28 protein-coding genes are annotated in these 24,046 nt (G+C 35.1%); 22 read left to right on the top strand and 6 right to left on the bottom strand.

Annotated elements, in window-relative coordinates; genetic code table 11:
* Positions 1 to 37 precede the first annotated feature (37 nt).
* Entirely contained in the window at positions 38 to 1,006 is a 969-nt protein-coding gene (xerC, locus tag ACEYW6_RS10290; RefSeq protein WP_412979627.1) for a tyrosine recombinase XerC, read from the top strand.
* Positions 1,007 to 1,110: 104 nt separating this feature from the next.
* Here xerC and ACEYW6_RS10295 read toward each other — a convergent pair whose 3' ends face one another.
* Positions 1,111 to 1,353, bottom strand: a complete 243-nt coding sequence (locus ACEYW6_RS10295) for a hypothetical protein (protein ID WP_412979628.1) — start codon at positions 1,351 to 1,353, stop codon at positions 1,111 to 1,113.
* 192 nt (positions 1,354 to 1,545) lie between these two features.
* Between ACEYW6_RS10295 and ACEYW6_RS10300 the strand changes: the two genes are divergently transcribed.
* A complete protein-coding gene (locus ACEYW6_RS10300) occupies positions 1,546 to 2,187 on the top strand; it encodes a hypothetical protein (protein ID WP_412979629.1) in 642 nt (213 codons plus the stop codon).
* Between the two features lie 851 nt (positions 2,188 to 3,038).
* On the opposite strand, the gene ACEYW6_RS10305 is transcribed toward ACEYW6_RS10300, so the two are convergent.
* The 5 genes from ACEYW6_RS10305 to ACEYW6_RS10325 form a co-directional block, all read right to left on the bottom strand.
* Positions 3,039 to 3,344 (bottom strand): hypothetical protein, encoded by a 306-nt coding sequence (locus tag ACEYW6_RS10305; protein ID WP_412979630.1) that lies wholly within the window; start codon positions 3,342 to 3,344, stop codon positions 3,039 to 3,041.
* 359 nt (positions 3,345 to 3,703) lie between these two features.
* Entirely contained in the window at positions 3,704 to 3,826 is a 123-nt protein-coding gene (locus ACEYW6_RS10310) for a hypothetical protein (protein ID WP_412979631.1), read from the bottom strand.
* Between the two features lie 377 nt (positions 3,827 to 4,203).
* Positions 4,204 to 5,652 carry a hypothetical protein gene (locus tag ACEYW6_RS10315; protein ID WP_412979632.1) on the bottom strand — a complete coding sequence of 483 codons (1,449 nt, stop codon included), beginning with the start codon at positions 5,650 to 5,652 and terminating at the stop codon, positions 4,204 to 4,206.
* 171 nt (positions 5,653 to 5,823) lie between these two features.
* A complete protein-coding gene (locus ACEYW6_RS10320) occupies positions 5,824 to 6,585 on the bottom strand; it encodes a phage antirepressor KilAC domain-containing protein (RefSeq protein ID WP_412979633.1) in 762 nt (253 codons plus the stop codon).
* Between the two features lie 77 nt (positions 6,586 to 6,662).
* On the bottom strand, positions 6,663 to 6,809 hold the full coding sequence (locus ACEYW6_RS10325) for a CopG family transcriptional regulator (protein WP_412979634.1): 147 nt from the start codon (positions 6,807 to 6,809) through the stop codon (positions 6,663 to 6,665).
* A 1,054-nt stretch (positions 6,810 to 7,863) separates the two neighbouring features.
* On the opposite strand from ACEYW6_RS10325, the gene ACEYW6_RS10330 reads away from it, so the two are divergent.
* The 20 genes from ACEYW6_RS10330 (at position 7,864) to ACEYW6_RS10425 (ending at position 24,018) form a co-directional block, all read left to right on the top strand.
* Positions 7,864 to 8,241, top strand: a complete 378-nt coding sequence (locus ACEYW6_RS10330; protein WP_412979635.1) for a hypothetical protein — start codon at positions 7,864 to 7,866, stop codon at positions 8,239 to 8,241.
* 844 nt (positions 8,242 to 9,085) lie between these two features.
* Entirely contained in the window at positions 9,086 to 9,256 is a 171-nt protein-coding gene (locus ACEYW6_RS10335) for a hypothetical protein (protein WP_412979636.1), read from the top strand.
* Between the two features lie 45 nt (positions 9,257 to 9,301).
* A complete protein-coding gene (locus ACEYW6_RS10340) occupies positions 9,302 to 9,757 on the top strand; it encodes a hypothetical protein (RefSeq protein ID WP_412979637.1) in 456 nt (151 codons plus the stop codon).
* Positions 9,758 to 9,811: 54 nt separating this feature from the next.
* Positions 9,812 to 10,171 (top strand): hypothetical protein, encoded by a 360-nt coding sequence (locus ACEYW6_RS10345; RefSeq protein ID WP_412979638.1) that lies wholly within the window; start codon positions 9,812 to 9,814, stop codon positions 10,169 to 10,171.
* A 142-nt stretch (positions 10,172 to 10,313) separates the two neighbouring features.
* A complete protein-coding gene (locus tag ACEYW6_RS10350) occupies positions 10,314 to 11,420 on the top strand; it encodes a hypothetical protein (RefSeq protein WP_412979639.1) in 1,107 nt (368 codons plus the stop codon).
* 190 nt (positions 11,421 to 11,610) lie between these two features.
* The gene (locus tag ACEYW6_RS10355) at positions 11,611 to 12,003 is read left to right on the top strand and encodes a hypothetical protein (protein ID WP_412979640.1); all 393 of its coding nucleotides are present in this window, start codon (positions 11,611 to 11,613) and stop codon (positions 12,001 to 12,003) included.
* A 32-nt stretch (positions 12,004 to 12,035) separates the two neighbouring features.
* Positions 12,036 to 12,407, top strand: coding sequence for a hypothetical protein (locus tag ACEYW6_RS10360; RefSeq protein ID WP_412979641.1), 372 nt, complete (start codon positions 12,036 to 12,038; stop codon positions 12,405 to 12,407).
* A 59-nt stretch (positions 12,408 to 12,466) separates the two neighbouring features.
* Positions 12,467 to 12,970, top strand: a complete 504-nt coding sequence (locus ACEYW6_RS10365) for a hypothetical protein (protein ID WP_412979642.1) — start codon at positions 12,467 to 12,469, stop codon at positions 12,968 to 12,970.
* Positions 12,967 to 14,232 (top strand): hypothetical protein, encoded by a 1,266-nt coding sequence (locus ACEYW6_RS10370; RefSeq protein ID WP_412979643.1) that lies wholly within the window; start codon positions 12,967 to 12,969, stop codon positions 14,230 to 14,232. Before ACEYW6_RS10365 ends, ACEYW6_RS10370 begins: the two co-directional genes overlap by 4 nt.
* A gap of 7 nt (positions 14,233 to 14,239) precedes the next feature.
* Positions 14,240 to 15,733 (top strand): hypothetical protein, encoded by a 1,494-nt coding sequence (locus ACEYW6_RS10375; RefSeq protein WP_412979644.1) that lies wholly within the window; start codon positions 14,240 to 14,242, stop codon positions 15,731 to 15,733.
* A 149-nt stretch (positions 15,734 to 15,882) separates the two neighbouring features.
* Positions 15,883 to 16,455: a hypothetical protein gene (locus ACEYW6_RS10380; RefSeq protein ID WP_412979645.1), complete on the top strand. Its 573-nt coding sequence runs from the start codon at positions 15,883 to 15,885 to the stop codon at positions 16,453 to 16,455.
* A gap of 29 nt (positions 16,456 to 16,484) precedes the next feature.
* Positions 16,485 to 17,444: a phage major capsid protein gene (locus tag ACEYW6_RS10385; RefSeq protein ID WP_412979646.1), complete on the top strand. Its 960-nt coding sequence runs from the start codon at positions 16,485 to 16,487 to the stop codon at positions 17,442 to 17,444.
* Between the two features lie 2 nt (positions 17,445 to 17,446).
* A complete protein-coding gene (locus tag ACEYW6_RS10390; protein ID WP_412979647.1) occupies positions 17,447 to 17,800 on the top strand; it encodes a hypothetical protein in 354 nt (117 codons plus the stop codon).
* 5 nt (positions 17,801 to 17,805) lie between these two features.
* Positions 17,806 to 18,120, top strand: coding sequence for a hypothetical protein (locus ACEYW6_RS10395; protein ID WP_412979648.1), 315 nt, complete (start codon positions 17,806 to 17,808; stop codon positions 18,118 to 18,120).
* A complete protein-coding gene (locus ACEYW6_RS10400) occupies positions 18,120 to 18,590 on the top strand; it encodes a hypothetical protein (RefSeq protein ID WP_412979649.1) in 471 nt (156 codons plus the stop codon). Before ACEYW6_RS10395 ends, ACEYW6_RS10400 begins: the two co-directional genes overlap by 1 nt.
* Entirely contained in the window at positions 18,590 to 19,204 is a 615-nt protein-coding gene (locus tag ACEYW6_RS10405) for a hypothetical protein (protein ID WP_412979650.1), read from the top strand. Before ACEYW6_RS10400 ends, ACEYW6_RS10405 begins: the two co-directional genes overlap by 1 nt.
* 9 nt (positions 19,205 to 19,213) lie before the next feature.
* Positions 19,214 to 20,686, top strand: a complete 1,473-nt coding sequence (locus ACEYW6_RS10410; protein WP_412979651.1) for a phage tail sheath subtilisin-like domain-containing protein — start codon at positions 19,214 to 19,216, stop codon at positions 20,684 to 20,686.
* A gap of 92 nt (positions 20,687 to 20,778) precedes the next feature.
* Positions 20,779 to 21,285, top strand: a complete 507-nt coding sequence (locus ACEYW6_RS10415) for a hypothetical protein (RefSeq protein WP_412979652.1) — start codon at positions 20,779 to 20,781, stop codon at positions 21,283 to 21,285.
* A 24-nt stretch (positions 21,286 to 21,309) separates the two neighbouring features.
* Positions 21,310 to 21,741: a hypothetical protein gene (locus ACEYW6_RS10420; protein WP_412979653.1), complete on the top strand. Its 432-nt coding sequence runs from the start codon at positions 21,310 to 21,312 to the stop codon at positions 21,739 to 21,741.
* A 240-nt stretch (positions 21,742 to 21,981) separates the two neighbouring features.
* A complete protein-coding gene (locus ACEYW6_RS10425; RefSeq protein WP_412979654.1) occupies positions 21,982 to 24,018 on the top strand; it encodes a hypothetical protein in 2,037 nt (678 codons plus the stop codon).
* Positions 24,019 to 24,046 lie beyond the last annotated feature (28 nt).

Below are 24,046 nucleotides of genomic sequence, written 5' to 3' on the forward strand. Positions count from 1 at the left end.
CTGGGGTAGATGGACTGACGCAGTAGACAAAGCCAAAATGGAGTATATTGCTAGACTGATATATCAAGATAGCCTGTCAGGAAACTTTGACACCACTTTACATAAATATAAAGCTTGGTTAGAAGGTTTAATTTATACAGGAAATGGGAATGGCTCTAATGGCAACCCTACCTCTAAACCTAAGCAGCCTCCGCTATTAAAGTTATTAGAGCAAAGACTTATAGAGCATTATGCTGCTGCTGATTATTCTCTACTTGGGAACTTAAAGAAATTCAAAAAGGAAATAAAGACTCCTACTCAAGCTAAAGAATTTATGAAATGGCTTGAGGAAAAAGGACTTAAAGTTTCTAGCCAAAAAAGGTACTTGACTACACTTAAAGTTCTGAGGCGTGATTTGTTTGAAAGTATTCAACTGCGTGTTGGAGAGAAACCTAGACCTAAACCTTTTACCCTTGATGAAGTAGATAGAATACTAGACTCCCTCTACAATGACCCACACTACTCCCATTATTATGATTTTGTATTATTCCTCCTGAATACTGGTATGCGTATATCAGAGGTCATAGGAATAAGGTGGCGAGATATTGATTTAGATAAAAGAGAAATCCATGTCTATGAAGTCTTAAATAGGGATAAAGGAAATTCCAGTAAAAGGAAAAGACAGACTACCAAGACAACTAAATTTAGGGTTGTACCTGTCAATAATAAACTTTATCAGTCTCTCTGTAATAGAAGCAGAGGTAATCCTGAAGATTTGGTATTTACTACTCCTAGCGGTTTAGTACTGGATGACCACAATATTAGTCAACGTTGTTGGAAGAAAACTTTAGAAAAGTTGGGTATAGAGCATAGACCTTTATATACTTGTAGGTCTACTTTTATCAGCCACTGCATTAGTAGCGGCATCCCTCCTCATGATGTAGCCGCTATCGTTGGTAATAGTGCTGATGTGATTTTTAAGCACTACCTGGGAAGTATTAGAAAACCTGAGTTACCCGAATTATAATCCTCTTCATAAGTGTTCAGCTTATGAAGGAAGGGGCATATATATTTTATTTAGTTTATATGCCTTTTCCTGGGTCTCCTATTGGAGTTCTGTTATTTGGATCACTATCTATTTCTCTTCTTTTTTTCCTTTTTTAAATCTTTTTCGACTTTAGCTTTTAATTTATGCAGCTCAGAAAGAAACTTTATTTCTAATATGTTTAGAGCAGCTAGAACAAACTCTCTACCTTGTACAGGATCTTCTGCATTATCCTCAAGCATTTTTTCTAAAAGCTTCTGCCAAATACTTAAAAGGTTACTAAAATCTTTGAAGCTTAAATCGATTTCATCTTTAACTGGAAAGGGCATTTAATTAAATATTAAACTACAAACATACTACCATTATTTCAATTCTTAAATACCCGTATTCTGTTAACTTATTTTACTTATAACACCCTAAAATCAAGCTTCTTTAAATATTATGTAAAGGAGATTAAAAATGTCTCATTAAATAGATATAATCAAACTTATTTAAAAAAGCAGCCTGATGCAGCAAAGACAATGTTAGAAGAATTAAACTTTCTAATTGAAAGATATAACCTTCAATGGATTTTATTTGAAGGTCAGGTGAGGTTTGTGGTGGGTCACTTAGCAAAGGCTAAAGGAGTCAATTCAAAAGACTTTGCTAAGAACTTTATAGTAAATGGTAAGTGCATTTTACCTGGAAATTTTGAGTTGTTAACTGGGGACAGGTTAAAGATTTTTAAATATAATTTTAACTATAGATATGAGAAAGCTATATCAAGAGCACGCCAATTATGGGTATCAGATTATTTAGGAGCTTTTTCTTACGTAGATGGATATAATAATTCAGATACATCCAATATACGTTTCTTAGAAACAGATTTAGAAAGAGCCTACCAAAATAGATATGGCGGTAATAGACAACTAGTAATAAAGGGTGGCAGGCTTGATGTTATTGTTGGAGACAAAATTGTTGAATTAAAAAAAGATAAAGTGGACTGCAATAGCATTGGTCAGTTGCTAAGATATTTAGAATTTAGCAAGAGAACTGAAGGCGAGTTAGCAGCTCCTGATATTAGTGATGACGCTATACTTTTACTGAAAATTGTAAATCAATCTGGGTTTAATATTTCATATAAGAAGGTTAAGCTAAATTATAATAAAACTAATCAATTTTAAGTATTCAGTATAATTAAATACATTAACAGAAAGTCTGGTTCTGTTATTAGTCTGATTCTATTTTTAGAGAAGCAGATCTGTAACTCTTACTCACCATAGATTACAGCCATTTTATCTAACTTAAATAAAAGAAGTAATTGAGATGAGTACGTAGATGATTTATCTCAATTATTTTCCCTACAGTATGTTCATTACTGTGTGTGGTGGATTAATAGCTTAATTATTTGTAGAGAAGTAAGCTAACCATTTTTGGTGTGATAAATTATTTTGAGCCACCTCATTAATAATCACATAGAGAGTAACATCAACCCTAAAACATAAATATCCCCACCTTTCTAATGCTAAGTATAGAGAGAGGTAACATAACTGATTAATTAACTACACCCTAGTTGCCCTACAAGCAGCCTGTATTTTCCACCACACAAATATACCTGAAACGTAGCAGCAGTACCCTGTTGACCCTTGTGGTGGCCTGTGTAGAGATAGCTGATTTAGTAGCCAATTGAGTGAAGAAAGCTGGAGTTTAGGAAGTCTACTTGCTGGAAATAGGTTTCTACTCAAGTTAACTTAACAAAAGTGTTCTTATGCTTAAGGGGTATTCAATCACTTTTCTTTATGGATACTATTGTTAGTAATTTAAAATAGAAAGCTGAAACTGAAGTTATCTGTCCCTGTGTTTTCTTATGGGCTTGAGAGTAGGTGAAATATATTCAGTTATCTATTGGTGGTTACTCCCTTATGGTTTCCCTTGTAGGTGTCTTCTCTCTTCTCTCTATATATGTAAGTGCCGCCCAAAGTTCACTAAGTATAAATACTTCTTAGTTAGCGATCGCACCCTAAAGTAATTTAGTTTATGATTCTGTTTCAGTAAATGGATATCTTCTTCGTTTGCTTCTACTCTGAGCAAAAACTTTTACTTTCTCAATATCAAGCTCTAGTTTATGAGATTCTTCATTAAGGGTTTCTAAATCAAAATCATCAACTCTAGCTATTTCACTTATGATATTTAAAAGGTTCTCTTTTGACTTATCACTACATTTAAATCCTGATTCAATCTCCGGCCATAAAACATACCCACAGGCTATATCCTCTACTTCCCTAATTAGTTCATAAGCCTTATATAGCTTCTTAATAGCCTCTCTTCTCATTTTCAACATAACAACACCCCAGTATAATTAATCAACTATAATGGGGATTCTATAGTGGTTCCATTGGTAAGGCTACTGAATTAAGGCATCTTGGTTTCAGGTCTCCTGTAGGGCAGAATACTACAGGCTGGGGTGGCTGTTACTGTGGTGGCTTAATGCCTACGGCGTATGAGAGGAATAAATATTACCTGCTGATTTTAGTTTTCTTAGGGTGCGATCGCAGTACAGATTACTTGATTTATGATGCCTGAACTGGAGGCAATTTAATGGGTCTTAATGGTAGAACCTACCAATTTACTTTAGTGTTCACCCACTGAAGATTCCTCCCCTAAGTTTTACTGGGCTTGATTTATTTATAGTGAAACTTACTATAATTGATTAACTACTTTGAGGTGCGATCGCAGCACAGATACCTTGATTTGTGGAGACTGAACTAAGTCTGCTGATTTAGATTTCTTTGGGTGCGATCGCTTATGTAGGGGCTGAGACAAAATCCTCAGCTCATTTTACTAAAATCTGACAGTTTTTCCGCATTTCTATTTGAGATTTAAAATGGCTGAAACCTATATTAGACAATAGTTTCAGCCTCCTTTAGATTACTTTACTATAGGTATCTAAGAAGGGAGACAGAAGAAAAAGGAAAGAAGAAAGAAAGAAGAAGAAGGAAAAAAAACGCCCAACCTAATGTAAATAAAACTATTTTAGTTTACTTAATTTATAGATTACTTAAGCAAATTTATACTGAAGATTACTTAAGCAATTTAATTCATTTAATTTTCCTAAATGCCGCCCATTAAAAAAGAGGGGTCAGATTAAGCTATCCTTCCCTCTCAAATGTCCTGCAGGGACTGTTAAGCAAACTTCAGCTTTAAAGCAGGCCACCCTCAAGCTTGGTTATAATACCTAACTCATTAGCCCTATCAGCAACCACCTGATTAATTTTATTGATCCACCTATCTTTTCTACCTTCACTGTTAAAGTTGACACTGAAGCCATCATGTTGCCATAAGGTGATTGCAAAGTCCTTAGTTGTCTTAGCAAGGTCAAGCACTGGTAGTAGAAGGTAAAGTTCCACTGCTTGAGCCTGCTGTGCCATGATGCCTCTTATGCATTCCTTTCTAGCAGCAGTAGGCTTACCATCCTTTGTCTTATCCCCAGCTACCTTGATGACTTTATTAAAGATAGTTCCTGCGGTATCAGCCTCATTTAATTCAGCAATCTTTGCTTCCCTTGCTTCAAACAAAGATTTCATTAAAGGGTGAGTTAAAAACTTTTTACCTGCATCCTTAACACCAAAAGGAAGTAAACCTTCATTTAGAAAAGCTATCAGGTTATTTTTACACATTCCATAAATCAGTGAGTACAGTGAATCTTTTAGTACTCCTTTGATATCTTCATACTTAGCTTCATCAGTCTTCTTTAGGTTAGCAGCATCAATTCCATAATGGTTTATTAATTCTGCCCAAATCTTACCACCACTTTTTAAGAACTCTTGAACTTCAGGAATCTCCCAAGTTTTACCTACTATTGCAAGCTGACTTGAAGCTAAATCAAATTCATACCAACCTTTAGTAATTGATTTCCTTAGGTCTTTCTGAAGCATTGGGATGCTGTAATTTAGAGGGAAGATCCTTACAGTATTTCCCTTATCAGAAGGCTTATAGAAGGGTTGCAACTCATCTCTAATTGTGCTTAGAACTTCTAATTGAACATGTCTTTTTTCAGGGTTTTCAATCTTAAGAGCTTGAAGGAAAGTGGCATCAAGGTTAGCTGCAACCACCTTACTAAAACTATTAACTGGTACGTTGTTCATATACTCAAGTAAATCTTGAGCTTCAGGGCTAGAAAAGTTGAAGTAAGTATAAGCTTCTTTTTTAATTAATTCCCTGTCAACTTTTTGAAGTTTATCACTGAACTTATTTCCTGTATCAAAATACACTCGATCTTTTAACATAATTTTATAGCTTTCAGATTCAATAGCATCTATCACTTCTTGAGGAAATTCTACCAAAGCTACTCTTGATTCACCATCTTTAAAGTTCCAACCAGACCAAGAGAATGTTTCCTCTGACATTACTTCTGATTGAAACTTAACTAGAAACTTGGAGGCATTATAAGCATTTGAATTCTCTAGAATATTTAATTTATCTTCAGCCTTAGCTATACAACGCTGACTAATCATAGGTAAACCTGTTACCTTATCTCTCCTACCAAATAGGAGGTGTCTCATGAATTTCCAGTAGCTAATATTTTTACCTAGACCTGGGAAGTTAGCTTTAATAATATCTCTGAATTTTAAGGATACTGTCTTTCTCATAATATTAAAATCTTAAAAATAAAAGTTAAATATAATTTGTTTCTTATACTATCCATTATAACAATTTGTAGCACAAACGGCCACAGTGTTAACTACATTAATTAGGCGTTGATTGAACATTAAAAAAGAGGACTTATTAAAGTCCCCTTTAGTTAGATTATTTAGTTAGTTTTATGCTGCCTTAGAAGGTACTGTATAGCCTTCTTTTATTAAGAGTCTGATAAGGAAACTCAGACCTTTTTGTGTCACCTTGCAGGTAGTTTTCAAACCTGCATGAGTGTCTACCTCCACCACTTCAAACTGACCCTGAGAAACATACTTTTGATAAGGTAGGTTGGAGATTTGAAGTACCCCTTTATCCCTCAAAAGGCTCATCAAATTGTTACGCCCTAAACCAGGACTATTAATAATTTTTGCTGCATCAGAAAAACTTAATAGTTTGTCACTAGCAACTACCACATCATAAACCTCAGCTTTAGGAGCCAGTAAAGCCACCTTCTCTTCAGCGATCGCAGCTTGTGATCTAGCTTCTCTGATAGCTGCTGCTGACTGTTCTAGTAAGTAAAGAATATCAGCAGGTTCCTTAGGAGCAGCTTTAATAGCCTTCAACTCACGCTCACACTGTAAATAGTACAGTCTAACTTCTTTAGCTTTAGGTGTACCTGAAACCATTGCAAACTGTTTAAGGCAATCTCCTGTTAAGTATATATCCTCACGACGGCTGGAACCCTTATATGATGAGCACTCCACAGGGTTGAGGACAACTAAATAATCCACATTCTCTTCAAAGTTAGCTAGTAAAGTTCTTTTAGCTGCATCTTTTCTAGAGTATTCTAACCATTCAATTGCTTCTTCAAAGTAAACTGAGAATTCTTTATCTGATTGAACTGTGGCTTTGATTTGAGATTGGATTGAGATATTTAAGTTTGTCATTATTTTTATGATTTATTTATTAAAAGTTTATTAGTTAATTTGAGAGTACTAGGTGGGGCTTAGGTGCCCCTTGAAAGTTAAACTGATTGTTTAGATTGGTAGTAGAATAATAATGCCCTGCGGATAATATCAGCTCTGGATAGTAACTCTTTATCAGCTTCAGTATCTATCTGATTACAAAGGTCTTCTGGCATTCTAATGGAAACATATTTAGTGTGAATCATAATCTTCTAATAAGTAACTTATCTTCTTTCCTCTCCTTTCATTATAACACTAAATAATACTAAGTGCCATAAATAGTAAGTATTTAATAGTAATAATTAGGCACTTAATAAACTTAATTAATAATCATTATTTTCTAAAGCAAAGTTAACCTCATTCATTATCTCTTGCTCAATCATCCTTTGTTTATTAGTTAATCTTCTACCCTTAATTTTAACCTTAGTAGGGTTTAATTCTATTGAAGGTATATTTGTACTCTTATCATGTAAAGAGCTGCTATAGACAATATTAGAGGAGTTGTTGGTTGTCATTTTAATTAGGTATACTTTATGTTTTACTATACTATAATTGTAACAAAATTAATACTGAAATAACTGGGATAATTGATATTGATTTAGAGAGCAGGACGAAGGATAAAATGCTGGAAACTATTACTATATATTACTTGTAGAAATATATTTGCATACTATCCCTAGTAGTCTTTATCTCTCCTTTCCTTCCCTTTCTCTACCCTTATTTCCTACCTCCTCCCTTTCATTCTCTTTCCCTTGGTTTGCTGTCTACTTTTTTTTTAGATTACTTAAGCAAAAAACCTTAACCCTGCTGCCCAAAGTTAAGGCTCAACTCCTCATTCTCTCTCAAGCGCCGCAGGCTATAAGTCAACCAAGTATTCATCACCATTTAACGGCTTCCTCATCACCAATAGGTAACTGAATCTACTAGACAGATGGATGCGATCGCTGTTGCTTACCCTAGCTTTATTAATTACTTATACAACTTAATACTTTCAATATATAGAACTCTGTATTTTTACAAGAAGGGTTTACACTGGTGCGCTTATTTATAAGTCCAGTTATATTAGGTTCAAGCAGTCAAAAGCTGCTTAAAAATGCTGCGCTTTGAGTAACTAAATTGTAAAGGAGTTACATGTTAAACAAACAACCTCTTTGTGACCCAAGACCCCCAACTAGGCAAATAGTACAGATGAAGCATCTACTTCAACATCTTTAGTTGGGGGCTTGGTAGCAGAGTTCTTTACCCCTACCAAAGCCTCTTATGTACGAACCCCAACACCTTAACTGCAGACTTCACCTGATCATTGAGTACCAACAGGTTGCTCCAGAGGATTTGCACAGCGCACCTTCTAAAATACAAGAAGAGTGCAAGGATGAAATGGTTGTGATACATATCCCACCTAGCAATAGGGAGTATATATTTGATGGAGTAACTTTGCCATTAAAGTCTTCTAGTAGCTATACCCACTACTCGGTTCATTTGGTAGCTCCCAAAGCTATTGTGAGCAATGATAAAAAGAAGACTGCCTTAAATAGTATAGTAAGGCGTATTAAGACTTGGGAAGAACTAACAACGATGTTGAAAATAGTCTTAAATCTGGCTGGTATTATCCTAGCTATTTTTGGGTTTTTTATGTGATAGCAAGCAAATAATAACATTGATTTTGAAGTAGGGGAAAGCCCCTCTTTTTTTATGGCTTTCATTAACTGAAGTATTGTGAGTATAGAAATCTAAAAATATGCAGTTCACTTCAGCTTCCTGCACTCTATTTACCTTGAGTAACTAATACACCAGCAGGCATCCTAATGGATCTCCTGAGTGCAGATATATACATACTACAAAACCCCTGGAGTGAACTGTTACCAGTTGTCGCAGGGGTAGTGTTTGTCAAACTATTTTAAGAGGAGTAGTTGAAATCTCTGGCAGTAGCGTACACTGCTAAACGCCTGTTTTACTTAAGGTGGTGTACAGGAAAGTGACCAGGTGAACTTGTTTTAGCAGAATCCCTATTAGCTGCATAAGGTTAATATGTTGTGACCTCATCGTTGCTAGATCATTTTGAGGCGCATCTAGCTGGAGTTTATGTATTCCCTCCCTCACCCTTATATATATAGTATAGCAAATATTCACCCAATTGTCAATAGTTTTATAGGTAAAATATGGGCATTTATAAATTATTTTTAAATTAATTTTACAAGTATTTGCTAATAGATACTGCCTACATTCTTCGCATACTTAACAGTTATAGTAGGTACATAAGATTAAAAAAGGGATTTAAATTTATGTCTATCAAATTAGCTAACTTATTCAGATTTATAACAGGTGAACCCAAGATTACCAGTCGTTCAGTTTCCTATATGTTACAGACAAATGGTAAGGCTATTAGAAATGTTACATACAGTTACGAAGCTGAATAATTAACCACCAAGGTTCCTTGAGTGCAGGAACCTTTTACATTACAAAATATATAGGAAAGATTATTATGATTGCTATTATTACCTTGATTATCTTTACTTTGATTCTGTTCAGTTTTGTGCTTGGTTTATTGGTAGGTAAACTACTTTTGCAACCTAAACTAGAAGAAGGTGTTCTAGCCTCCTATGATGACTTTGAGCGTGACTTTATAGATTTCTCTCAATATACAGGTTTTTAACAGATCCACTACAGCACTAATTAATAATAAATAAAGGATTCTATTATGTTTAATTTTATTCCAGTTCATAGAGAGCCTGAAGTAAATCAGATTCCCCCACAATACAAATATAGATTAGCTCATGTTTACTTCCCTACTGCTCTTGATGAACCTAGATTATATTTTCGTATAGTGGTTGGATTTAAAGAATACTTCAGCCTTTTAGGTTCTATATTTACTAATAAAGTTAATGAGAAAATTAATAATTGGAGAATATATCCTAATACTAGCCAAATAGGTAAATGGATAAAGGAAAATAATATAGAAGTTCCTGTAGATAAAGATGGGTATATGGATTATGAGGATATGTTTGCAGCCTTTATAACAGCTAACCCTGATTATAACTTTAATGTAGCTCCTACTAAATATCTCAAAGGTAAATTACTTCTAATAGCTAGATTAAGCTTACTAGTAGATACAGTAAAACTTGGTTGGTTAATATTAACTAATCAAGAAAGATAGACTTAATTCAACTGACACCACAACGCAAATTAATAATAAATAAAGGAATGTATTATGTTTAATTTATTACCCGCTTCTAAGGCTCCACACTTTACTACTGAATGGGATGGACTTAATGCCAAAGTCTATTTAACAGAAAGAATTATATTTAGTCTAAGGTCTAAGAATTTTAATGATTACTTAGTATTAGTGCAATCTTTACTATTTAATGATAGTAAGATAAAAATCTTAGTAGCTAGTTCTCTTAAAGCACATTCAATTTCTGTGAAAGTTATAGAGGACCATCCTCACCAGGATTATCATTATAATAGTTTAGACTCAGGCTACTCTGAAGGTTTACTATTTCAACTAATCAAAATAAGAGCATTAATAGATGTAATCAAAGTTGGGTTTAGGGATTTCACTAGTAAGTAATCACTCAATTAAATTTAATTCAGCTAATAGCCTCCTACTACCAAATAGGGGGCTGTTGTGTTGCCTACCTATTACCTACGTGTAGTGAGTATCATATTTATAGAAGGTTGAAAGAGACCTTAAATAATAATACTTAAAAAATATGACACTTATTAATTCTCCTTTAAATTCCGCTACTAAATTGAAATCAGCTATTGAAGCAATCTCACCTGAAGTTGACTCTAGTATTCTTGATGAGTTATGTGAATGGACCCGCACTAAGAATCTTAAATGGGTATCAGATATAAATGGTAAGAATGCTTACTACGTAATGAGTGACCTAAGTATAGCTAAAAACTTAAATGCTAGTGACTATAGGGATAATTGGGTGGAAGTGACGACAAGTGGAAAAAACGTGTCGTCAGAAAGGTTAGCTGGCAAGGGTTTGAAATTAGAAGGTGATAAGTTAGCTAACTTCAAAAAGTTGTATGAACAGCAAAATGGAATATCATTAGGTAGAATTAATTCACTTTGGGTTGGTAACTTTTTACACGCTTATAGTTACTTAGTTCAAGGTTCTTCCCAAGTTGCTAAAGGTTTCCAAGAGTTAGGAGCTAAAGCAATTGAGGTAGCTTCAACTAATGAAATCCAACATACTGTTGAACCAGAGTTACAGAAGCAGCTTATTGAGCTTGTAGCTTATAGCAATGTTGGTTTCAAGTTTGAGGTTGCTATCCTTGATTCCTTCAACCCTGGTAGTCACCGCAGATGGGATTTTGTAGAGAGATTACCACGAGTAATTAAAATTTATGAACTTAAAGCTCGTACACTTTCAGAACAGGATGTAAAAGCTACTTTAGTTGATAAGAAATATGTTGAACTTGCTCTTGAAAAGTACCCTAACAAATCAATTGAATTTATCTTTACCTCACCAAAAGGAATTAACTGGGAAGCTAAGAGTTACATTGAGGAGGTCAATGAGAACGCTAAGAAACTGTATCCCAATGCAAAGGTCAAAGTAAGTTTTATTGACCTACAAAGCATCACAGAAAGGGTGGTAAACAACATTATAGATAACTCACCAATTGAATCTCACTTCTTCTTTATGAAGAAACTAAGAGAAGAGTTTACAGCTTCAGTAGGTCAACGAACAATTACTAAATTAAATGACTCTATTGCAGAAGCTTACAAAACTGGTAGATTAATTAAGAAAGCTAAGACGAATAATGTTGTTCCAATCCTTAAATTAAAGAGTGCTCAAGCAGCATAATCTAAATAGACATTAACAGAAACCTCCTGTAACAGGGAGGTTTTTTAGTATCTAAATTTAAGCCGGAATTCCTCATTCTATTGTGGGCCTAGCGCAGCGTTTAAGGTGCTTTCAGATAATAGATATATCCTACCTTTTGATAGCACATAAAAGCTATTCTATTAGAAGATAAAGGAGCTAGAGAATTTAAATGAGTAATGTATTTAGTAGAGCTTATAAACTATTTTTAAAAGGGTATTCTTTAAGGGCATTAGAAAAGATATTTAAGATTCCTAAGTCAACATTAAGCTACAAATTCAGAAAGATTTATGGAACAGATTATGCAGAGCAAAGGAATCACTGGGGTGTCTTAGCAGTAATTAATGAGTACACAAATGATAAATCTTTATCACCCAAAGATAGGCAACAGATAAAGGATTGGATGAATCAAAACTTCAATCAGATTATTGAAAGTGAGAGAGCTAATTTAGATAGACCTCTATATACAAACCGCAAAATCCAGCAGATAACTGAGTTGGAGTGCAGCTACAAAAAAGGTGATTGGAAATCGTTATTTGAGAATACATTAACTTCAACTTACTAATATTAAATTTACTAAATAAAAGGATATATATTATGACTACTCAAATCACCAGCTATATTGATACAGCAAATTTGGAAGAATGTTTAGATTTATTTTTCCAAGGAGAGTTTGATAACGTTGACCAATATCTACCCCGCATCTACAAAGATTCTTCTGAGCTAAAACCAGGTAATAGTTTATTTGGTCAAATTGATTCTGATGAACTTTCTCAAGCTATTTGGGGACTAAGTAAATTACATCGAGCTATCCTTGAATACCACTTTCTAGCCAGTGAGAAATCTTGGTTAATTGTGAGGCATGAGTACTTCCAGGATGGGCAACAGACCAGCTTAGATTCCTGGATTGGTGAAACATACCTTGATGCTTTAGTCCTACTCTCCTCTGAGGTTATGGGGCTAATTTAGGACAGATTAATTAAATAGATATCTAAATATTATGGGTGCTTTAAGAGGCACCTTTTTTTATGCCAACTAATAAAGCATTCATGCTGACACAGACTCAGCGTGATTTTTTAATATTACTTTTATCAATTCAACCTCATCTAAGTCAACCTCAGATGACTGCCCTATTTAAGGATAAGTTTGAGATTGAACTAACAGCACAGCAATTAAAAACATTAATTAAAAATAGCAAAAGCAAAGTTGAAGAACTTCAGAAGAATGAAGCTTTAACTATGGCACTAGCTGTCAAAGTTGGGTTGATTAGTTTAAGTTCTAAAATCAACCGTACCTTAGCTTTAGAAGAGATTGTAAGGATGGGTAAAGATGGTTATCTAGCTCAAACACAATCTTCTAGAGGAGAAGTAGTTAGTTATTTAAAACATGATTTAAAGACAGCTACTGAGGCTATCAAAGCTATCAAAGCTGAATGGTCTGAGGAAGTTCAACAGCAATCAAATTACACAATTGTTATAGGAGATGCTGTAGCTCCTCAAGAAGAAACACTTGAAGGGGATGATGAATTGTGACCTTCAAGATTAACTTACATGAAAAACAAAAGGAGATATTTACAGACCCAAGGAGATTTAAATTATTAGTTTGTGGGAGAAGATTTGGTAAGTCACACCTACTCAGAACACAAATTATAGTAGCAGCATTAAGTTGTAACCTCCCTTATGATCCTAACTTCCCAACTGTTGTAGCTTTAATAATGCCAACATTAAAGCAAGCTAAAGCAGTGCATTGGAAAAGTTTAGTTTCCCTATTAAAAGATGCTCCTTTTGTAGAGAGTATTAACAATTCTGAATATCGAATAGTTCTAAAGGGTAATAAGCCTGACATTATTCTGAGAGGGGCAAATGATGATGAAGGTAATGGATTACGGGGACTTAAGTTTTTCTTTGCAGCAATAGATGAAGTTCAAGATGTTAAATCTATAGTTTGGGAAGATGTAATTCTTCCAGCCCTTTCAGATACTGAAGGTTCCACAGCAACATTAGTAGGAACACCAAAAGGTAAATCTCATCCTTTATATAGGTTCTATCAAAAGATTAAAGACTTACCTGAGTGGGCTTACTATCACTTTAAAACACGAGACAATCCTTTCTTCCCTATACAGAGATTAAGGTTAGCTAAAGCTCAGATGCCACCTAAAACATATAGGCAAGAGTTTCAAGCCTCTTTTGAAGATTTTGATGGACAATTATTTGACCAAATAAACTCTGATAAACATTATATAAAGGATATACCTAATAACCTCAGCTATTATCTAGGGTCAGATTGGGGGGATAGAAATCCTGCTTTAGTTGTCGTTGGGGTAAGTAGAGATGGAACTAAATTTTATATAATTGACTTCTGGTTAAATAAATCTGGTGAGACTATACCAGAGGAAATATTCTTAAGGGAGATGGCTAGACTTTGTACCAAATATAATGTGTACAAAAGCTTCTTACCAGATGACAGAGGTGGTAGTGTTAAGTCAGCAAGAATATTAGGTAAGCGTGAGAATATACCTGGTATGAGCAGGGCTGTAAAGGTCAGTAGAACTGAGTTGGGACTAATGCCAAGTGTAGACATTATGAATAATTTATTCTACCAAGACAACCTTTTTATTAAAGCTAGTTTAACTGAATTGATATCCCAATTTGAAGACTACCATCGGGCAACTGATTCAGAAGGTGAGTTGGTAAATAAACCAGCAGACAATCAAGAAGATCACACAATTGATGCTGCCCGTTATTGCATTGGTAGCTTGTATAACACTCTTCAAAATAAACAACTTAGAAATTAAATAATATATGTACCCTAATCAATTACTTCTAGAGACTCTAGAGGCAAAGAATGTTGAGTATGAGCAGATGTTACCCGCCCTAAATGAAATTGATTTATTAGTTTCAGGGGGTTATAAATTAAAGAATGCTATTAGACATTTTATTCCAAGACGGCCAGGTGAGGAAGTTGAGCTTTATGAAACTAGAATTAAGAAACATACCTACCTAAATATTCTTTCTACAAATATCAATGAGCAGGTTTCCAAGCTTGCTAACTCCCCTATGACAATTGAGGGGTTAGAGCTTAACCCTAAGTTTTGGTCAGCCTTCAGGGAAGACACAGACTTATCTGGACGTTCAGAAAAGAATCTAATTACATTAATCTTTAGAGAACTTTTAAAGTTTAAAAAGATATTTGTTCACGTTGATAAACCTAAGTCAGAAGTTGCCCCTATTAATAAAGCGCAAGAGGAATCGCTAGGTTTAAGACCTTATATTGTGAGCTACAGTCCACTTCAAGTTATTAACTGGAGTGAGAGTAAAGGTAAACTTAATTGGCTAAAGATTAGACAAATATCAGAAGATAACTCTAACCCTATTGCTGCTCCTAGAAAGGTGTGTACTTGGACAATTATTGATGGTACTTACATTGCTAAGTATTCTGCATTTGTGGAGCTTGATGGTAAAGGCAACATCACTAAAATTAATAGTGAGATGACTAATGCTGATACCACTATTAGTTTACAGTCACCTCCTATAGAACATGGGTTTGGTACAGTACCAGTTTTTAAAATAGAGTTACCTGACCAACTTTGGGTTGCTGATCAAGCAGCTTCTAAAGCATTAGAACATTTGCGAACAGATTGTGCAAAATATGATTTGTTAACAATGGCTTACTTCCAGAGAACATTCAAAAGAATTCAAACTCCTGATGGAGATTTAGAGAATTCTTATGAAAATCAGGAACCTTTACCAACAGGTTTGGCACATGTGCTTGAGCTAGATAAATTTGAATGGTCTGAACCTCACGGTTACATGATTGAGCACATGTCTAAGTCTTTACAATCTATAGAAACTCAAGTAAGAGATTTGGTAGCTGCTGGTGGTGTAAGTAGTAGTAATGCTGCTCTAAGCCAATCTGGAATATCTAAGCAGATGGATTTTGTTAAACAGGAAGCTATGTTGAAATCTTATGGTGAAATCATTACTGACTTCTATCAGGATTTACTTCAACTAGTAGCCAAAGCAGCAGGTATAGATGGAAGTAAAATATCTGTCACTGGTTTGAATAGTTTTGAGAATGACACCTTAGATTCTGTACTAATGAAGCTTGATTCTGTCAGTAAATTGAATATACAGGCACTCAAAGATAATCTACCTCCTTCTGCCTTAAAGGTAATTTATGAACAGATGGTGGCGCTATTAGCAGGTAATTTATCCGCCTCTCAAAAAGAGGAAGTAAACAAAGAGATAGAGATATTACTAGCATCTATTAAGACTTTGGACACTTCAATAGTATAGAGACCCTCAACAATCCTTAAGACATAACAGACATATTCCTTGCTGTAGAGTTTTGGACTGAGGGTAAACCCACTGGGTAAGGTTTATAAACCAGACAAGTTTACTATTAACTTTAAAGATAGATACCTATAAATACAGGATTATTTAAAATGACAGAACCAGAAATTCAAGCTTTGATTGATGCTTCACTAAATTCTTTTAAAACTGAAATTAGTACAGAGTTTACAAAAGCTAATCAAGGACTTGCAGCGTCAGTTACTAAAGAGATTAAGAAACTTCAAGCACCTCAGCCTACAGTTACAGAATCTAGTGAAACTATCCAAGAGAAGTTAACCCTTAAGGCTCTAGAACAGCAGTTAACAGACCTTAAGACTCAGTTAGCTGATAAGGATAAAGAGGCAATTACAGCTAAACGTAGCAGTGCAGTTTCTCAGGTTATTGCTAACTCAAAGGCATTAAGCCCAAGCACATTACAGAAAGTTTTCCTACTTGATCATGCAGATAGAATCATAGAAGAAAATGGTAAGTGGTTTGTAAATCAAGGTGACTCAGTTTCAACTTTAGAAAATGCGTTGACTTCTTATTTGTCAAGTGAAGATGGAAAAGCATTTCTACCTGCTTCAGGAGTTCAAGGTTCCAGTGCTCAAGAAACAAAAGTAACTCCAGTTGACCCTAATCAAAAACTTAAGGCAGAAGATGCCTTATTTGAATCATTCAATTAATTAATATAAATTACAAAATAATAAATTAAATGGCTAATATTATTTCTCCCGTTAACTCCTTACAGTTGCTTGTACAGGAAGAAGTTGCTTCACTTCAGTTAACTCAATACCCAATGGTTAACCGTTTGGCTAAGAAAGTTACAAGCCAACAAGTTATCAAGTGGAATGCGAATGTTGGTGGAGCAGGTGCTACTGGTGAACTTACCACAGCTTCAGTTTCTACTTTCAGTGATGATGATTATGTATCAGCTATCCTACCTATTGGTGGAGCTAGAACACGTAGTTCTTTCCAACTACAAAAAGAAGACATTGCACAAGCTAAAGTAGCTGGTAAAGGTGTACTTCGTGATTTGTTTGCTGCTGATATTAACAGTGGCATCCGCACCATCCTAGAAGCTTTAAGCGCCAAAGTTTACTCAGGTTCAGGTGTTGCTGCTGATGGTGGAGTAATTGGTTTGGTAACGGCTGCTGCGGCTGCTGGAATTTATGCAAACATTGACCCAGCTACCTACACTGCTTGGGCTTCTTATGTAAATACCAATGGCACCAATCGTGCTTTGACCGCTAGCTTACTGTATGCAACAGAAGTAGGAATTACCCGTAAAGGTGGAAACTACACAGCTATCTATTGCAGTCCTGAAATTGCAGTTAAATACAAAGAATTGTTTGCTGCTCAACTTAGTATTACAAATCAATTGGCACCTGGTCAAGCTGATATTTCTTACACAGGTTTGACTTTCTCAGGTCGTCCAATTATCCAAGATATCTACTGCCCTGCTAACACTCTGTACTTTGTTGATGAGAATGAAGTAGCTCTTTACAGCTTTGGTCAAAACAACAGCCAAGATCGTCAAGGTCTCCAATTTAGTATTGGTGAACTACCTTCTGATAATCCTGATGCAGAAAAATATGTAATCTACACCAAGGCTCAACTTCAACTGAAGAATCGTGCTAAAGGTGTTGCAGTATTGGATAAAATCACACAGTAATTATGACACAATTCACCATTCCTCAAATTGAAGAGTTTGAGAGAATATTAGGGTTCTTTGTATTTGATACCACAGTTAGAAATGGTCTAGCTTCAGAGTATTCTGATACCACAATTGATAGAACTTTAACTATTCTTGATGAGTTGGTGAGTATTGATAATCTACTAAAAGAATCCCTTGACACTTCTTATGTAAGAGGTTCAGGGGGTTTAAAATTATCATATAACAGCCATGTAGCTCATTTGAAATCAGAAGGTACTAGACTGCTAAATGAGTTGGGACAATTATTAAGAGTAGGAGTTAATTTTAATAAATACTCACCTAATAGTAGACGTAACACAATAGCTTACTGGTAACTCTAATGTACTCTTATAATGTTAAAACAAATGGCCCTTTGTTCAAACAGGGCAATGATATAAAAGATTTAATGAAAGAGGCATTAGAGGATACTGCTAGCTGGGGGCAGAATAGGTTAAAAGATAGAAGTCCTGTTAAGACAGGTGCTCTAAAAGCAGGTTGGTATACTTCACTTACTAAGTCATCTATTAGAATTGAAAACCCAGTTTTCTACACTCAGTATGTAGAGAAAAAGGTTGAGATGGTTTATAGAACTGTACCTGAGATGGAGTCTAGGTTAAAAGGTAATGTAAATAAAATAATTGGTAAATTAAAGTAATGAACCTTTATGAAAAACTTGCTGTCATAGAGTCAAAGGTAGGGGCAATTGAAGTGAAGCTGGGAGTGCCACAGAGGAGACATTTTCTAGTAAGAACTTATTCCCTTAATCCTTCTTTAAAAACAAGAATTATTACAGATACTTTAATTACCCCTAGACCTAGTATCAACTCTGTATCTCCAAGGTATGCTAACCTTCAAGTTTCTATAGAAGGTGCTGATTCAATATATATATCTTTAAATGATATTGAAGTTACCATACCTAGAATCTACCCTAAGACACTATTTATTCCTAACGGAGATGACACTACAGAATTCATAATCGATCCTCCTGTAAATAACTTCAATCAGATTATATATTCTAACCCTACTACAAAGACCTTGGTAGGGGTTTCAAAGTATCAACTGATATATCTATCAGAAAATGATTCAACTGTGTGGAAGCTTATTTTAAGGAGGGATAAGGATTAATGAATATCCAAATAGCTAGAGAACTAGTGGATGAATTCTTAGTAAAAGTATTAAAAATAGATGTCTTTGATTTAGATGAACCAAAGGAAGTATATAAGTATCAAGGAGATAAATTACTACCTACTAATACAGCTATAAAATTACCTGTACAGAATTTACTTCATACTAAACAAAATCTTAACTCAGTTAAAACTACAGCTAGATTACCTTATAGAATTAGCTTTAGATTTCCTGGTCAATTACCTTATCATGAACTACCTCTAAAAGCATTAGAAGGTATGAGTGCTTATATACAAATCAATGCTTTATTGGTTGGGCCAGACCCAATTATAGAATCATTCATTCCTGTAGATGTGGAAGATTCTGTAACAGCAGAAAGGGTAAATGGGGCTAAAGGTGATTGGTTATGTCATTTAAACTTCTCCTTTGATATTAGGTTTAATACTACCACTCTTCCAGATATTTCAGACTTACAAGACCCAGGATATTTTAACCCCGCTAATCCTCCTGCTTTAAATGAAATCAAGATTAGGGTTAATAGAGCTAAACCCCAATTTAGTATTACTGAAGCTGATACTTATATTGAAGATTCAGAAATAATTATTCAAAAATAAATATAAAATATGACAAGTTTGTTTGCAAATTTTAGTGCTCCTGGAGTTAGGATTCAAGAATCCACTCAGGGGTTCAGAACCTTACCTATTGCTAGTTTTCAAGCAGTATATATGGTTGGTTCTTCTTCTGTTGGTGATTATTTAGTTCCTACACAAGTTACCAGTTTAGAAGATTTTACTAATCAATTTGGTGCTTCTCCTTCTGAAGCTTCAGTTAAATTATTCTTCAGAAATGACCGCAGAGGAATCCTTTACTTTGTAAGAACACCTATCGCTGTTCAACGTAGTATTGTTGTTTCTACTGCTGCTAATGCTACCTATGTAGTGACTGTTGCTGGTACTGTAGTAAGTTATGTTAGTGCTGGTGGAGAAACCAAGGCTGCTATTGCTTCAGGTATTTTGGCTGCTATTAATAATAGTCCAGTTGCTAACTTAGTAACAGCTTCTGCTGGTGATATTACAGATTCAGTTATTGTTAGAGTAGATAATCCTCTTGGTGCGGAAGTTACCTTGACAGTTGGGACAAATCTAACAGTAGAAGTAACAACTCCTGTTACCCCTGCTGCTGCTGATTATGTTTATGCAATTGAGAATTCTTTTGATTCAGAAGATGACTATAATCAAGGGTTCATTATTGCTCCTCAAGCTTTCCAACTATTAACTTCAGGTGTAGATCGTTTAGCAGTTGCTAATTCTCTACATGCTTTGGCTTCTGATGCTGCTTTTGATTGGATTGCTTTGGTTGATGCAGGTGCTAACTTAACCGTAGCTCAAGCTCAAGCTGAAGGTATTTTACTTGTAGCTCCCCAAGGACACGCTAGCTTTTACTACCCTTACCTCAAAGATTTAGAGGGTGGAATTGTACCTCCTTCTGCTGCTGTAGCTGGTGTTGCTACACGTAGATTCAAAGCTGAAGGTTTACAACAACCTCCTGCTGGAGCTAAGTTTCCTGTGCTTGGCGTAACTGATGTAACTGTCAAAGTTAACACTCAACAACAAGAAGTACTTAATCCTTTAGGTATCAATATTATCAGAAACCTACGTAACAAGGGTGTTGTAGTTTGGGCTATGAGAACACGCTCTAGTAGCACCTTCTATAGCTTCTTACCTGTGCGTGTGATCATGAGTGTTTTGAATGGCACTTTACGTCGTGGGTTTGATAATGAACTATTCTCCAGTATTGACGGTTTAGGTATCTTGCTGTCTGATATTGCTGCTTCTGCTCGTTCAGTTTGTAGTAGATTTTGGAGAGCTAAATTATTGTTTGGGGCTTCTGAAGCTGATGCTTTTGAAGTTCAATGTGACTTTGAAAATAACACAGCAGAAGACCTAGAACTAGGTAATGTTTTGCTAGAAGTTTATGTAGTTCCTGCTCCTTCAATGGAGCGTTTACTTATCTCTAGTATTAGGGTTGCAATTGGTACTTTACCCTTGAACCAAACTAACCTAGAAGCTCAACTTCTTCCTACAACTCAGGCTTAGTTAAATAGTTAATAATTTCAGTCAGAGTTTAATTACTTTGGCTGAAATTTATAGTACCTACATTTAAAAATATTTAATAGAAATAATAAATTATGGCTATCGCTTTAAACAATATTAATCCTATCAGCAACTCTGATTATGTCATCAAAGTAACTGAAATCTCTGGTTCAGTGTATTGGACTGAGTTTTCTGGTATCAAAGCTGCTTACACACGTGCTGAATACAATGATGGTTTATCTCAACTTACCCGCACTGCTTCAGGTGGTAATAAGAAGTATGAAAATGTAACCATCGCCAAACCGTATGACCCTGACAAAGACACCGTTGTAGATCAATTTATTAGAGATTATGAGGGTGGAGAATTCTTCAACCTTAACCTAACTCCAGTACGTTTTGCTAAAGGAAATACTTCTGGTAGAAGTGAACTTGCAGCTACTTCTAATAAAGGTTGGAACTTATCAGGTTGTCGCATTATGAATTGGTCTTGTGCTGAGGGTGTTGACACTGCTGATGGTAGTAAGACACTTATGTACAAAATTGAGTTTTCTGTAGAGCAGGCTACTCCTACGGGTACTAGTTCAGCTTCTACCGCTATTTAATAAACTAAAATAATATAAAGTATCATGAGACAGAAAAGAGTAATTGAAGAAGTAAAAGAGTTAATAGCCCAGGAAGATACCACAATAGAAGCTGAAGTACTTCAATCTGAAACAGTAGAAGAATCCTCTGAGTTCAAAGCAGAGTATGATGCTGATACTGGGATTGTTACTTTTGAGCTTACTGATGGTACTCCTGTTTCTATGAAGTCACCAAAGACCCGACAGTTTTTATTGTTAGAAAGTTTTCTTAATTCTGCTGAACCAGAGTATAAGACTGAATCATTTTTAGCTTTAAAATTGTCGGCACTTTGTATTATCAAATATGGGAAGAATACTAGTATCTCCTTTGATAATTTAATAGATAACCTTGAGTTACAAGATATGGAGAGGTTAGCAGCAGGCTTAGCCTTTTTTCAAGATAAGCTTGAATATTTATCAAAAGCAGCTATTCATTAGTGTTCAAGACCAACCAGCTTTCACTGTAAAATCTCTATATCAAAATCTAATCCAAGCATGTGGGGGTAAATTATCCTCTGATGTGCAGGTTTATTTAGATATGGAGATTAGTGAAACACTATATTTCTTATACTTAATAATTGATATTAAGACCCAAGAGAAGAATAAAAATAGTGAATCTAAATTACAAGGTTGGGGATTCTCAGAAGATGATTTTGAGTAATATAAATTATGAAATAAATGGCTAATAATAATAGCGTTACTATAGTTTTAAATGCTAACGCTGGGCAAGCTAGTGCAGTAATAAGTGGATTATCCAATCAGATAAATAGAGACCTATCAGGGTCATTAGGTAGAGCTACAATTGGTGCTAACCTAATGACTTCTGCTATTAGTTTAGGTTTACAGTCTGTAGGTAAATTGGCATCTAAAGCTATAGGGTTATTTAACAGTGCTGCTTCTACACAATCTAGTATAATTTCCACTGCTGGCAACGTCATGAAGATTGCTGGCTATAACTTTAAAGAAGCCACTTCGTTTGTAGAAGACTTTCAAACTCAGATGGCTAAGGTAGCTGCTGTGTTACCAGGAATGACCTCTGATTTTACATCCTTTGGTAGAGGAATAGCTGATGATGTACTTCCTTACTTTGCTGGGTTAGATGGTAAATTAGATAGTATTGAAAGAAAAGCAGCTCTAGATAGATTAGGTAAATTAACTACATACGGTACATTGTTGGGTAGGACTGCTGAACAAACCAGTGATGCTGCCTCAATGCAAGCCTCATACTTTCTATCTGGTACTAGAAGTTGGGCAAGATTAAAAACTTTAGATTTTTATAGCAAAAATACTACATTCAGAAACGGGGTTGAAAAGGATTTAGCAGGTAGAGATTTACAAAAATTATCAGCTAAAGAAAGGCAGGAGATATTTCTTAAAAATGCTCAGTTAGACCCAGCCGTATTAGATGCCTTAGCTGAGTCTGTGGAGGGCGTATTTGGTTTAGTAACTGATAAATTTGTTGGTCTAGAGACTGGAATCTTTGGGCTAATGAGAGATTTAAATGAGAACACTAATGGTAAGCAAACTGCTTTTGGTTCTATAAATAAATCTCTATTAGCATTATTTGGTACTGATGGTTTAACTGACCAAGTATCTAAAGCTTTAGGTGGATTAGGTATAGTATTTGCAGACCCTATGGTAAGTCTTAGGGATGCTGCTGATGACTTCACTGAATCTATTAAACAAATTACTTCTTTCTTTAGTCAGTTTAATAATAGAAGACCTGGGCAAACATTAGATGATGCCAAGGAAACTTTAATAGAAGATTTGAGATATTATTTCAGCAATCTATTTGATTTTACTACAGTTGGTAAATCATTAGCACAAGCCGTTAATGGGATGTTTAATGGTATCTTCGCCTTCATTAATGCTGGGGGTTTACAATCATTAATAGGTGGACTTGCTAAAGGTTTAGGGGCATTCCTAACTAACTTAAATTGGTCAACTTACGCCACTCTTTTAAGTGGGATATTAGTTAAGAAATACTTAACTTATGCCTTCATTGAAATGGGTAAGCTTATAGCTACCAGGATGTTAGCAAGTGGAGCTTGGACTTTTGCACTAGGGTTTATGGGGCCAATAGGGGCAGGTCTGATACAATTAGGTACTCTTATAGGGGGAACTATTGGTACAGGGGGAGCTTTATTAATAGCGGCTCTATTAGGTGTTCTAGCCTATGGTATCTGGAAGAACAGAAACTTTATAGGTCAAAAACTACAAGAGCTTGGTGACAGTATAAATAACTTATTTAGCACAATATTTAACTGGGTTAAAGAGCAGATTGCAAAAGTTCCGGGTGGAGAGACAGCTAATAAAGGATTAGATGCTGGAGCTAGTGCTATAGATGGGGCAAAGAAAGTTGTTTCATTCTTTTTTAATCCAGAAGATGAAAATAGGAAGAAGTTATTTAAAGACCCTAATGCTTACAATGGATTAAATAATTCATCATTAATGTCTGCTGCTAACAGGGAGTTATTAAATGCTCCTCCAGGTGCAGGGTTAGTAATGGCTAATTCATCTGAGACTATTCTTAACTCCTCTCAACAGGCTAGGATAATGTCAGCAATGAATACTAAGCCTAGTATTAGTATTGGCTCTATTGTCATCCAAACTGCTGCTACTAATGCTCAAGATATTGCCAAGGATGTTGTAGCTTGTATTGAAAAAGAGTTACAAAGCTTTGGACAAAACTATGTAGCAGCTCCTGTTGTTTAACTACTATAAATTTACCCTTACTTTATCT

The sequence above is a fragment of the Nostoc sp. UIC 10607 genome, assembly GCF_047228265.1.
GTDB lineage: Bacteria > Cyanobacteriota > Cyanobacteriia > Cyanobacteriales > Nostocaceae > Nostoc > Nostoc foliaceum_A.